Source organism: Amycolatopsis sacchari, assembly GCF_900114035.1.
In the GTDB taxonomy this organism is placed as follows: Bacteria; Actinomycetota; Actinomycetes; order Mycobacteriales; family Pseudonocardiaceae; genus Amycolatopsis_E; species Amycolatopsis_E sacchari.
This window is the reverse complement of record NZ_FORP01000001.1, coordinates 531,892-543,617: the sequence shown is the minus strand read 5'-3', so window position 1 is coordinate 543,617 and position 11,726 is coordinate 531,892. Positions and strand designations below refer to the sequence as shown.

Sequence of the window (11,726 nt, the reverse complement as noted above, 5' to 3'; positions counted from 1 at the left end):
GCGCGGCCCGGCCGGAAGTGCTCAGAAGTTGTACTGGTCGATGTTCTGGGCGGTGAACACGGTGGGCGGGCCGAGCACGATCTCGCCACCGGCGCCGATCGTGTACTCACCGAGCTTGCCCGCCTTGAACTTCTGCCCCTCGGCGCCGGTGATCTGCCCCGACGCGAGCGCGACGCCCGCGTAGGCGGCCAGGTAGCCGATGTCGGCGGGGTTCCACAGCGCGAACTGCTGCACCGTGCCGTCCTTGACGTACTGGCGCATCTGGTTGGGCGTGCCGAGCCCGGTCACCGCGACCTTGCCCTTGTAGCTGGACGAGGAGATGTAGCGGGCCGCCGCCGCGATGCCGACGGTGGTCGGCGACACGATGACCTTGAGGTTCGGGAACGACTGCAGCAGCCCCTGCGCCTCCTGGAACGACTTCTGGTCGTCGTCGTTGCCGTAGGCGATCTTGTCCAGCTTCAGGCCCGCGTACTGCGGCTTGGCCAGCTCCTGCTTGACGACCTCGATCCAGGCGTTCTGGTTGGTGGCGTTGGGGGTCGCCGACAGGATCGCGATCTCACCGGAACCGCCCGCGAGCTCGCTGGCCATCTTCACCAGCTGCTCGCCGATGCCCTGCGTGGTGGCCTGGTTGATGAACACGTCGCGGCAGTCCTTGGCGGCGTCCGAGTCGAACGCGACGACCTTGATCCCGGCGTTGCGGGCCTGGTTCAGCGACGGGCACACCGCGTTCGGGTCGTTCGCGGCGATGCCGATGACGTCCTGTTGCTGCTGGATCAGCGTGTTGATGTAGCTGACCTGCGAGGACGCGCTGGCGTCGTTGGGGCCGACCAGCTTGTACTCGCCCTTGAGCTCGTCGAGCGCGGCCTTGCCGCCGCCGACCTCGATGTCCGAGTACGGGTTGTTGAGCTGCTTGGGCAGGAAGGCCATCTTCACGCCGGTCTTGGTGGCGGCGTTGGGGTCGGCCTGCGCGGTGGACTGGCCACCACCGCCGGACGAAGAGCTGTCGTTCTTGGTGGTCCCACCGCACGCGGCGAGCGTCAACACCAGGGCCGCTGACACCGCACCGGCGAGGAGTCGCTTGGTCATGGAGTTTGCCTTTCTAGGTTGTAGCCCGGCGCCGCAGCGAAGCCCGGGTTCTGGTGACGAGGTTGGGCAGGAGCACCGAGATGATCAGCAGCACGCCGGTGACGATGTTGAGCGCCTCGTTCGACACGTCCTGCAGGCGCAGCGCGTTCTGCAGGGTCGCCAGCAGCACCACGCCGGCGAGCACGCCCGGCAGCGTCCCCTTGCCGCCGAAGATGGAGACGCCGCCCAGCAGCACCGCGGCGACGACGGCGAGTTCCAGGCCGAAACCGTTGTCCGCGCGGGCGCTGGAGTACCGCAGGGTCCACAGCACCCCGGCCAGCCCGGCGACCGCGCCCGACACGACGTAAAGCCAGAACTTCAGGTGCCCCACGCGGATCCCGGCGAAGCGGGCCGCCTGCTCGTTCGCCCCGGCGGCGAACACCGCGCGCCCGATCGGCGTCGCGTGCAGCACCACGCCGAAGACCACCGCCAGCACCACGAGCGGGATCAGCACGTTGGGAATCGGCCCGTCGCTGATCGTGCCCGTGACCCACGACGTGTAGTCGCGCGGGAAGTCGGCCACCGCGCTGTCGCCCAGCACCACGAACGCCAGCCCGCGGTAGAGCGCCAGCGTGCCGATCGTGACCGCCAGCGACGGCAGTTTCAGCACCGTGACGAAGAACCCGTTCAGCGCGCCGAGCACCGCCCCCAGCACGAGGCACAGCGGGATGATCGACTCGATCGTCATCCCCCGGTTCCACAGGTCACCCATCACCGCGGACGTGAGCCCGAGCGTGGAGGCCACGGACAGGTCGATCTCCCCGGTGACGACCACGAACGTCATGGGCAGCGCCACGAGCGCGATCGGCAGCAGGTCCAGCAGCAGGAACGTGAAGTTGCGGCTGGTGCCGAAGTTCTCGACCGCGCCGGAGGCGATCACCAGGACCACGATCGTCACCACGATGACGGCGGCGTCCCAGCTCGCTAGCCGCGACAGCCACGCCGGCCGCGTTGCCTTGTCAGACATGGGAATCCCTCTTCTGCGTCTCCAAGCGCCCTGACAGTGTCTTTTGCACCCGGACGGCCACGAGCCGGTCCGCGCCGATGGCCAGCAGGATCAGCGCGCCGACGATGGCCTGCTGCCAGAACTGGTTGATGTCGAGCACGGCCAGCGCGCTGCCGATCACGGTGAGCAGGAGCGCGCCGAGCCCGGCACCCCACACCGTGCCGCTGCCGCCGAACACCGCCACCCCGCCGACGACCGCGGCCGCGACGACGTTGAGTTCGTACCCGTTGCCCGCGGCGGCGTCGATCGTGCCGAACCGGGCGGCGAACAACACGCCCGCGACCCCGGCCAGCGCGCCGCTGACGAGGAACGCCGCGATCGTGTTGCGCCCGACCTTGATGCCCGCCAGCTCGGCGGCCTGCGGGCTGGAGCCCATCGCGTACAGCTCGCGGCCGGCCCGGTAGTTGCGCAGCACGATCCCGGCCACGACGAGCACGACCACCGCGATCAGCACCAGCCACGGGATGCCGAGGAACGAGTCGTGCCCGAAGGACAGGAACGAGCCGGGCAGCTTGTCGGCGTTGATCTGCTGGCCGCCCGCCCAGAAGTAGATGATCCCGCGGTAGGCGTACAGCGTGCCGAGGGTGACCACGAGCGCGGGCACCTGCCCGAAGCGCACGAGCACCCCGTTGAGCAGCCCGCACGCGGCGCCGAGGCCGAGCCCGGCGAGCAGCGCGACGACCACCGGCAGGCCCGGGTTGTCCCGCAGCAGGGCACCGACGGCGAACGCCGACAGTCCCAGCACCGACCCGACGGACAGGTCGATGTTGCGGGTGATCATCACGATCGCCTGCCCGACCGCGAGCACCGCGAGGATCGCGGTGCCCAGGAGGATGTCGCGGATGCTCTGCCCGGACAGGAACCGCGAGTTCTGCGTCGCGGTGAACGCGACGAGCACCACCAGCGCGAGCACGATGCCCGACTCGCGCGCCTTGAACACCGTGCCCACCACCGAACGCCCTCCCGGTGTGGTCGCCTCACGCGGCGCGGGCGCCGCCACTTTCATCGCGTTCACGCCGCGGCTCCTTGTCCCATCGCCGCGAACATCACCGAGTCCTCGGTCGCCTCGGCGCGCGGGATCTCCGCCACCAGGTGGCCCTCGCGCATCACCAGCACCCGGTCGGCCATGCCCAGCACCTCCGGCAGTTCCGAGGACACCATCACGACCGCGACGCCCTCGGCGGCCAGCGCCGACATCAGCCGGTGCACCTCCGCCTTCGTGCCGACGTCGATTCCGCGGGTGGGCTCGTCCACGATCAGCACCTTCGGCGCCATCGCGAGCCACTTCGCGAGCACGACCTTCTGCTGGTTGCCGCCCGAGAGGGTGCCCACCGGGTCGCCGAGGCGGCCGTACTTGGTCTGCAACCGTTTCGTCCAGTGCAACGCCTCACGACGCTCACCTGGTCCAAAGAGGAAGCCCAAAGTGGACAGTGCGCGGGAGCGCGGCAGCGTGACGTTGCGTTCGATCGACAGGTCCATCACCAGCCCCTGCTGACGGCGGTCCTCCGGCACGAGAGCCATGCCCGCGGCCATCGCCGCGCGGGGCGCGTGAGGTTTCAGCTTCTTCCCGGCCACCTTCACGGTTCCGGCGTCGCGTTCGTCCACCCCGAACACCGCCTGCACGACCTCCGAGCGGCCGGACCCCACCAGCCCGGCGAAGGCGACGATCTCGCCCGCCCGCACGGAGAAGGAGATGTCGCGGAAAACGCCTTCCCTGGTCAGGCCTTCGACCTCCAGCACGACCTCGCCGGGTTCGACGTCCTGCTTGGGGAACAACGCGTCCAGCTCACGGCCGACCATCCGCTTGACCATCTCGTCGACGCTCAGGTCCTCGACCGGGTCGGTGGAGACGTGCCTGCCGTCACGCATGATCGTGACGCGCTGGCACAGCTGCGTGATCTCCTCGAAGCGGTGCGAGATGAACATGATCGCCGCCCCCTCTTCGCGCAGCGCTCGCGCGACGGAGAACAGCCGCTCGACCTCGACGAGGCTCAGCGCCGCGGTCGGCTCGTCCATGACGAGCACGCGCGCGTCGGCGGAAAGCGCTTTCGCGATCTCCACGATCTGCTGGTCCGCGATGGACAGCCCGCGGGCGGGCCGCGACGGGTCGATCCGGACGCCCAGGCGCGTGAACAACGCTTCGGCCTCGGCGCGGATCGCCGCGCGGTCGATCATCCCCAGCCTGCCGCGCGGGTGGCGGCCCATCACGATGTTCTCCGCGACCGAAAGGTCGGGGAACAGCGTGGGTTCCTGGTAGATCACCGCGATCCCGGCGGCCTTCGCGTCCGCGGGTGAGGAGAACTCGACGGGCTGCCCGTCCACCAGCAGCGTGCCCGTGTCGGGGCGGTGCACCCCGGCGAGCATCTTCACGATGGTCGACTTGCCCGCACCGTTCTCCCCCACCAGCGCGTGCGCTTCCCCCGCGTACAGCGGGAAAGAGACCCCGGCGACGGCCGCGACCGCCCCGAAGGACTTCGTGACGCCGCGGACCTCCAGCAGGGGCACGCGGCCCGGGTGTGGGCGCTCCATCGCGACCTCCGGAATGAAAGGTTTCACAAACCTGGCGCGGTGACGCTACTATGCATCCGATCACACTGTCAATGAACTCGTTCCACCGCTGATCAGAAGGGGTTTTCTCGCTCCCGGTCGCGTTGCGCGACCAGGATTCACCTCGCTGTTACGTTTCAACGGAGGCTTTCCGATGGCGGTGCACGGTGCCCACGAGGCCGGTCCGGCCGAACCCCGCGTCGCGGGGATCAAGGACGTGGCCGCGCTGGCCGGCGTTTCACTGGGCACGGTGTCCAACGTGCTCAACCGGCCGGACCGCGTCAGCCCGCGGACGCGGGCGAAGGTGGAGGCGGCGATGGCGGAGCTGCGGTTCGTGCGCAACGAGTCGGCGCGCCAGCTGCGCGCCGGGCGCAGCCGCGTGCTGGGTTACGTGATGCTCGACGGCAGCAACCCGTTCTTCACCGACGTCGCCGCGGGCGTGGAGGACGCGGCGGACGAGGGTGACCTGTCGCTGTTCCTGTGCAACAGCGACAACCGCGCGGAACGGGAAAGCGCTTACCTGAGCAGGCTGGAGCAGCAGCGGGTGCAGGGCGTGCTGATCACCCCGGTCGACCCCGACGCGGCCGTCCTGGACGAAATCGCCCTGCGCGGCACGCCGGTGGTGATCGTGGACCGCACGCGCACGGCGGCCACGCACTGCTCGGTCGCGGTGGACGACGTGCACGGCGGGATGATCGCGGTCCAGCACCTCGTCGAGAGGGGGCACGAGCGGATCGCGTTCATCGGCAGCCCCGCGACGTCGGGCCAGGTGCGGGACCGGCGCGAGGGCGCGCTGCGGGCGTTGGCGGAGGCCGGGCTGGGCCCGGACCACCTGGTGGACCTGACCACGGCGGGCCTCACGGTCGCCGACGGCCGCAACGCCGGCGCGCGCCTGGCCGGCCTGCCGGCGCCGGCGCGCCCGACGGCGGCGTTCTGCGTGAACGACCTGCTGGCGCTGGGCCTGCTGCAGACGTGCGTGAGCCTGCACCTGCGGGTGCCCGACGATCTCGCGATCGTGGGTTACGACGACATCGACTTCGCGGCGGCCGCCGCGGTCCCGCTCACCTCGGTCCGCCAGCCGCGGCGGCAGCTCGGCCGCACGGCGGCGGAACTCCTGCTGCAGGAGACGGCCGATCCGCACCACGAGCACCAGCAGGTGGTGTTCACCCCGGAACTCGTCGTGCGGGCGTCGACCCACGCGGCAGGGTGAGGGTGAACGCGGCGCCCGCCCCCTCGACGTCGCGCACCGTGATCCGGCCGCCGTGCATGATCGCGTTCTCCTGGGCGATCGACAGGCCCAGCCCGCTGCCCGCGGTGTAGGACCGGGCGCGGTCCCCGCGCACGAACCGGTCGAACACCACGGGAGCGAGGTGGGCGGGCACGCCCGGCCCGTGGTCCACGACCGTCACCGTCACCAGGTGCGGGTCGGTGCCGTCGATGGTCACGCCGACCGGCGGTGCCCCGTGGTGCTCGGCGTTGCTGAGCAGGTTGCGCACGATCGTGTGCACGCGCCGCGCGTCACCCTCGACGGTGGTGTCCCCGGTCGCGGTGAGCGCGACCTCCTCCCCCGTCGAGACCATGCCGATCGCGTCACGCACCAGTTCCGCGAGGTCGATGGGCTCGGGCCGGAACTCCGCCACGCCCGCGTCGATGCGGGAGATCTCCAGCAGGTCCTCGACGAGGGCGCCGAGGCGGCGGACCTGGGTGCCGAGCAGCTCGACCGACCGGGCCCGGTCGGGGTGGTCCGGGCTGTCGAGGCTGTCGGTGAGCACGGCCAGCGAAGCGAGCGGGGTTCGCAGGTCGTGGGCCACGTCGGCGACGAACCGGCGTTGCTGGGCGTCCTTGCGGCGCAGTTCGTCGATCGACTCGCCCAGCCGCTGCGCCATGAGGTTGAAGGACCCGGCGAGTTCGGCGAGCTCGTCCCGCCCGTGGACCGGCAACCGGGTGTCGAGCGCGCCTGCCCCGAGCCGCCGCGCCGCCACCGCCGCGGCCCGGACCGGCCGCTGGATCTGCCGGACCGCGAGCAACGCGATGGCGGCCGCGGTGAGGGCGACCACCACGGTCAGCACGGCGAGCTGGGTGCGCAGGTTGCCGATCTCGCGGTCGAGCCCGGCGGTGTTGTAGAACTCCGCCAGTACGATGCCCGGGGCGATCAGCCCGGTCACCACGAAGAACGAGCCGTCGGGCCCGGTGTAGTCGTAGGTCACCGGCTCGCCGCCCGCGGCCCGTGCCTGCTCGACCCGGTCGACCGGGAGCTGACCGTCCCGCCAGCCGGTGTTCCCCTGGACGGGGACGAACCCGCGCTCCCGCGGACCGGGCGCCTCCTGCCGCAGGTCGACCAGCGCCCAGGTCAGCCCGAGCCGCCCGCCCATGTACTCCGCGGCGGCGTCCACCGTGCAGTCGGGGACCGCGGCCCGGCAGGGCGCGCGGTGCTCCACGGCCTGCTGCACGTCCGACCGGAACCCGAGAGTCGCCGAGGTGACGAAGCGGTCCCTCGCCGAGGCGGACTGGGTGGTGTAGACCGCGACGGCGAGCGCGGCGGAGGCCCCCACGGTGGTCAGCACCACGGTGATCGCGATCCGCGCGCCCAGCCCGAGGCGACGCTTCACGGTTTGACCAGCCGGTAGCCGACTCCCCGCACGGTGCGCAGCAACGAGGGGTTGGCCGGGTCCGGCTCGATCTTCGCCCGCAGCCTGGCCACGGCCGCGTCCACGAGCCTCGCGTCCCCGCTGTAGCCGTAGTCCCACACCCGCTGCAGCAGGGTGCGCCTGCTGAGCGCCTGGCCGAGGTGGTCGACGAACTCGAACAGCAGGCGCAGCTCCGTCGGCGTGAGGTGGACCTCCTCGCCGCCACGCGTCACCAGCCAGGCGGCCCGGTCGACGGCGAGCTCACCGAGGGTGAGCACCGGCGGCGCCGCGTCGGGCGGCGCCGCGGGCGTGGCGCGGCGCAGGACGGTCTTCACCCTGGCGTCCAGCACCCGCGGCTGGACCGGTTTGACCACGTAGTCGTCGGCGCCGCCCTCCAGCCCGGCGACGACGTCGATCGGGTCGCCGCGCGCGGTCAGCAGGATCACCGGCGTGGTGTCGCGGGCGCGGATCCTCCGGCACACCTCGAAGCCGTCGACACCGGGCAGCATCACGTCCAGCAGGACGAGATCGACGGGGTTTCCGTGCTCGTACAACGATTCCAGCGCCTGTTCACCGCTGCCCGCGACGGTGACCGCGTGGCCGAGGTCGCGCAGCGCGCGGGACAGCACCTCCGCCAGCACGGCGTCGTCCTCGACCAACAGCAACCGGGACACCGGCACCTCCCCTCCTCCGGTGGTACGGATCCGAACCTATCGCGCCGCGCGGGCGGGACGGGGCGATGCCACCGTTCCGGGGTGTGCGCGGCGCGGCGGGGGGCCGGCGTCCGCGGGGAAGTACTCGAAATGCCACCACTCGTTGTCGTAGGTCCGGTGGAGGCCGTACTGCGCGCCGTGCTGTTCCAGCCACCGCGCGCCTTCGCGCGGGCGGACGTCCAGCGCCGTCCCCCGGACGTGGGCGGATTCCTCCGGCGGCAGGACGCGCCGCCGCGCCGCCTCGTCGGACCCGGTGCGCCGGACTTCGGCTGCGTACAGCCGCAGCTGCTCGCCGCTGTCCCGGTGTCCCGAGGTGAGGCCGATCAGCTGGCCGTCCCGCCAGAACCCCACCGTACGGGCGCGGGTGAACGCCGCCCGGGTTTCCGGGGACAGCCCCGCCAAGGTCTCCCCGGGGAACCGCAGGCCCAGCGCCCATTGGCAGGCCACGTGCCGTGCCCGGCGGGGTGCTCGCAGCGCCGCGACCGGGAGCAACAACACGGCCAGGACGAACGTGGCCACGCGCAGGACCGGTTCCCGGTACCCGGCGGCACGCGGTGTGGTCGGTTCGGTCATGCCTCCGACGATCGGCCGCCGGGGTGCCGGTGCTGCCCGGGTTTTGTGACCGGTTCTCGACAAGATGTGACGGATCGGCGACCGCTCGGCCGGCCGTCCACAAAGGAATGGTCCGGCAGGCCGTCAACGGAATAACCAGGCGCCAGCGAACACGATGCCCACGTATGCCGCGCCGAGCCCGGCGACCAGCGACACCACCATGTTGGAGACCGCGGGCAGCCAGGAACCGGAGCGCACCAGTTTCCACGTCTCGTAGCTGAACGTCGAATACGTCGTCAGCGCGCCGCAGAAACCCGTGCCCAGCAAGGACGCGAGCAGCGACGGGGCGGGCAGCGCCGTCAGCAGTCCCAGCAGGAAACAGCCGAGCACGTTGACGGTCAGCGTGCCCCAGGGGAACCGGGAGCCGTGCCGCGCCTGCACCGCGCGGTCGAGCAGGTACCGCGCCGGCGCACCGACCGCGGCGCCGAGCGCGACGAGCAGCACCGTCACGACAGCTCTCCCTCAGCAGCGGGCCGGGTGAGCAACGCGGTGGTCGCCAGCGAACCGAGCGCGACCGCTGCCAGCGCGGCGAGCGCGGTGCCGCCGAGGTAGAGCAACGCCGGCGCCGGCCGGTGGGCGTCGACCAGCTGCACGACGTCGAGCGTCGCCGTGGAGAACGTCGTGTAGCCGCCCAGCACACCGACGCCGAGGAACGGGCGGAGCAGCCGCTGTCGCGGCCAGACGTGCTCGATGAGCGCCATCAGCACCCCGATCGCGAGGCAGCCGCTCACGTTGATCAGCAGCGTGGACCACGCCCACTGCCCGGCCTGGTGCGGCAGCAGCGCGCCGACGGTGTACCGCGCGAGCGCCCCGCTCGCGCCACCGAGGGCGATCACGCCGAGTACGGTGCCGGGCCGGTCACGCAGTTCCCGCCGCTGCTGCGGCACGGCGAGCGACACGTCGGGGTCCACGGGGTCGTGCATGCGGTCTGCCTCCACCAGCAGCGTCGAGTCACTGGCAGGGACCGTTGGCGAACGTCTCGCGGTTTCCCCCGTGCGGGATGCGGCGGGCCCCACCGCCGCGCCCAGTCTAGGACATCACGACGACCCCGGGTCCCCGGCCCACAACCGCAGCTCCACCTCGGTTTCGCGCAGCACCCGCGCGGGCTCGCCCAGCCCCGTCAGCGCCCGGCGCCGCGCCTCGAGCCGCTCCGAGCGGTACCGGGGGAACGCCAGTTTGAGGCTCAGGTCGAGCATCTCGGTGTGGTAGGTGAGCAGCTCCGCCACCCGCCGGGGCAGCGACCCCGGTGCCTCGTCCTCGCACAGGTCCTGCGCCCAGCCCTGCAGCCGCGCGTACTCACCCGCGACCCGGCGGCCGCGCCGCGCCACCGCCCACGGGGTCTCCCCCGGGCGCCCGCACGCGACGATCACCTCGTGCGCCTCCGCCTGCAACGCGATCGCTCGCCGGACCAGTTCCAGGAGCGTCACCGGCCGCAGTGACCGCGCGGCGGCCGGATCGAGGGCCACATCGCCCTGGCCACCGCGGTGCGCGGGGGAACTGCGCCACCGGAAGCGCATGGTTCACGATAGCGCGGCTCAGCGCCGCTCGACCTCCTGAACGACGACGGGACCCCGGCGCGACTCGATCTCGAAGGTGCCGTCCGGCAGCAGGCGCACCGTCACCGCGGCCGTGGGGGCATCGGCCTCGCTGCGCGTGTGGTCCTTCGTCCGGAGGTAGAACGCCGACAGTCCGAACAACGCGAACACCAGCAGCCACAACGGTCCCAGCATCAGGTACCCGAACGACCCCGTGTCGGTGAACGTCGCCGCCACCGCGCTCTGCATCGGCCCGTAGGTCGGCAGGAACTGCAGCACCGTCTGGTTGCGGCCGGGGTTGATCACCGGGTTCTGCACCATCACGTCGACGAGGCTGACCATGATGATCACGAACATCCCGGCGAGCTCGGTGCTCACCGCGACCCCGAGCGCGATCCCCAGCCCGCCGTAGACGAGCCCGCCCGCGACCAGGCTCAGGAACAGCAGCCCCGGCTGGCGCACGTCGGTGTACAGCGACAGCACGATCGTGGCGTAGCCGCCCACCGTCAGCGCGACCAGCCCCAGCCCGATCAGCTTCGCCAGCAGCAGGCACGGGCGCGGGTACCCCGCCAGCACCAGCCGCTGGTCGAACTCGCGCGCCCGCCGCACCGTCGCGAACAACATGAACCCGATGATCAGCGTGGTCGCGTTGAGCACGGCCGAGATCAGCGCCAGCCGCCCCGCGTCGACCGTGATCGGCGCGTCGGTGATGCGCGACAGGTAGGCGACCGGCCGCGCGGGGATGATCGTGCGCACGATCGCCAGCCACACCGGGATGAAAAACACCACGAGCGTCAGCGCCAGCCGGTTGCGCAGGTGCTGCGCCGTCTCGAACCCGACGGCCCGCAGCAGCGCCGCCTGCCACGTGGTGCCGCCCAGCACGTCCGCCCGCCACCGTCGCGCGCCGGTGACCAGTGTCTGCACCGTGGTCATGACGCCACCCGCTCGGCCGCCACGACCCGGCCCGACTCCAGGTGGAACAGCCGGTCGAACCGTTCGGTGTCGTGCGCGATGTGGGAGATCACCAGCACCGACCGCCCGGTGTCGCGCAGCTCCGTGGCCAGCTGCCAGAACGTCAGGTAGTTCTCCCAGTCGAAACCCTGGTACGGCTCGTCCATCAGCACCACGTCCGGGTCGTGCATCAGCGCGAGCGTGAGGTTGAGCTTCTGCCGGGTGCCGCCGCTGAGCGAACCGGCGCGGATCGTGCGGTAGGGCGCCAGCCCGAGCCGTTCCAGCAGCTGCTCGGCGCGCGCCAGGCTCGCGATGTGGTACGCGCTCTGGAAGTACCGCAGGTGCTGGCCCACGGTCAGCTCGTCGTTCACGACGATGCGCTGGGGGCAGTAGCCGAGGCTGCCCCGGTGCAGGACCTCGCCGCGGTCGGCCCGCAGCACGCCGGCGAGGATCTGCAGCAGGGTGCTCTTGCCCGCACCGTTCTCGCCGATGATCCCCAGCAGCTCACCGGGGCGCAGCTCGAACTCCACCCCGGACAGCACACTGCGGTGCCCGTAGGACTTGTGCAGGTCGATCGCGTGCAGAACTGGGTCCTTCGTGGACACTCGGT

At 71.5% G+C, this 11,726-nt stretch carries 13 protein-coding genes; 1 reads left to right on the top strand and 12 read right to left on the bottom strand.

Annotated features, from left to right (window positions below; genetic code table 11):
• Window positions 1–21: 21 nt before the first annotated feature.
• The 4 genes from rhaS to BMZ92_RS02615 are packed head-to-tail and all read right to left on the bottom strand — an operon-like array spanning window position 22 to window position 4,660.
• On the bottom strand, window positions 22–1,086 hold the full coding sequence (gene rhaS / locus BMZ92_RS02630; RefSeq protein ID WP_091504022.1) for a rhamnose ABC transporter substrate-binding protein: 1,065 nt from the start codon (window positions 1,084–1,086) through the stop codon (window positions 22–24).
• Between the two features lie 13 nt (window positions 1,087–1,099).
• On the bottom strand, window positions 1,100–2,092 hold the full coding sequence (locus BMZ92_RS02625; RefSeq protein WP_091504021.1) for an ABC transporter permease: 993 nt from the start codon (window positions 2,090–2,092) through the stop codon (window positions 1,100–1,102).
• Complete coding sequence (locus BMZ92_RS02620; RefSeq protein WP_091504318.1) at window positions 2,085–3,137, bottom strand: ABC transporter permease; 1,053 nt, start codon at window positions 3,135–3,137, stop codon at window positions 2,085–2,087. The genes BMZ92_RS02625 and BMZ92_RS02620 overlap by 8 nt, the downstream gene beginning before the upstream one ends.
• 5 nt (window positions 3,138–3,142) lie before the next feature.
• The gene (locus BMZ92_RS02615) at window positions 3,143–4,660 is read right to left on the bottom strand and encodes a sugar ABC transporter ATP-binding protein (protein WP_091504020.1); all 1,518 of its coding nucleotides are present in this window, start codon (window positions 4,658–4,660) and stop codon (window positions 3,143–3,145) included.
• Between the two features lie 172 nt (window positions 4,661–4,832).
• On the opposite strand from BMZ92_RS02615, the gene BMZ92_RS02610 reads away from it, so the two are divergent.
• Window positions 4,833–5,888, top strand: coding sequence for a LacI family DNA-binding transcriptional regulator (locus BMZ92_RS02610; RefSeq protein WP_091504019.1), 1,056 nt, complete (start codon window positions 4,833–4,835; stop codon window positions 5,886–5,888).
• On the opposite strand, the gene BMZ92_RS02605 is transcribed toward BMZ92_RS02610, so the two are convergent.
• The 8 genes from BMZ92_RS02605 to BMZ92_RS02570 all read right to left on the bottom strand — a co-directional run bounded on the left by BMZ92_RS02605 (window position 5,842) and on the right by BMZ92_RS02570 (window position 11,721).
• Window positions 5,842–7,287 carry a sensor histidine kinase gene (locus BMZ92_RS02605; protein ID WP_091504018.1) on the bottom strand — a complete coding sequence of 482 codons (1,446 nt, stop codon included), beginning with the start codon at window positions 7,285–7,287 and terminating at the stop codon, window positions 5,842–5,844. The two genes, BMZ92_RS02610 and BMZ92_RS02605, sit on opposite strands and share 47 nt — an antisense overlap.
• Window positions 7,284–7,979 (bottom strand): response regulator transcription factor, encoded by a 696-nt coding sequence (locus BMZ92_RS02600; RefSeq protein WP_091504316.1) that lies wholly within the window; start codon window positions 7,977–7,979, stop codon window positions 7,284–7,286. The genes BMZ92_RS02605 and BMZ92_RS02600 overlap by 4 nt, the downstream gene beginning before the upstream one ends.
• A gap of 36 nt (window positions 7,980–8,015) precedes the next feature.
• The gene (locus BMZ92_RS02595; RefSeq protein WP_143249778.1) at window positions 8,016–8,591 is read right to left on the bottom strand and encodes a M15 family metallopeptidase; all 576 of its coding nucleotides are present in this window, start codon (window positions 8,589–8,591) and stop codon (window positions 8,016–8,018) included.
• 123 nt (window positions 8,592–8,714) lie between these two features.
• The gene (crcB, locus tag BMZ92_RS02590; RefSeq protein ID WP_091504017.1) at window positions 8,715–9,080 is read right to left on the bottom strand and encodes a fluoride efflux transporter CrcB; all 366 of its coding nucleotides are present in this window, start codon (window positions 9,078–9,080) and stop codon (window positions 8,715–8,717) included.
• On the bottom strand, window positions 9,077–9,553 hold the full coding sequence (crcB, locus tag BMZ92_RS02585; RefSeq protein WP_091504016.1) for a fluoride efflux transporter CrcB: 477 nt from the start codon (window positions 9,551–9,553) through the stop codon (window positions 9,077–9,079). The genes crcB (BMZ92_RS02590) and crcB (BMZ92_RS02585) overlap by 4 nt, the downstream gene beginning before the upstream one ends.
• A gap of 114 nt (window positions 9,554–9,667) precedes the next feature.
• A complete protein-coding gene (locus BMZ92_RS37210; RefSeq protein WP_091504015.1) occupies window positions 9,668–10,147 on the bottom strand; it encodes a hypothetical protein in 480 nt (159 codons plus the stop codon).
• Between the two features lie 18 nt (window positions 10,148–10,165).
• The gene (locus BMZ92_RS02575; RefSeq protein WP_091504014.1) at window positions 10,166–11,098 is read right to left on the bottom strand and encodes an ABC transporter permease; all 933 of its coding nucleotides are present in this window, start codon (window positions 11,096–11,098) and stop codon (window positions 10,166–10,168) included.
• A complete protein-coding gene (locus BMZ92_RS02570; RefSeq protein ID WP_218153377.1) occupies window positions 11,095–11,721 on the bottom strand; it encodes an ABC transporter ATP-binding protein in 627 nt (208 codons plus the stop codon). The genes BMZ92_RS02575 and BMZ92_RS02570 overlap by 4 nt, the downstream gene beginning before the upstream one ends.
• Window positions 11,722–11,726: the final 5 nt, after the last annotated feature.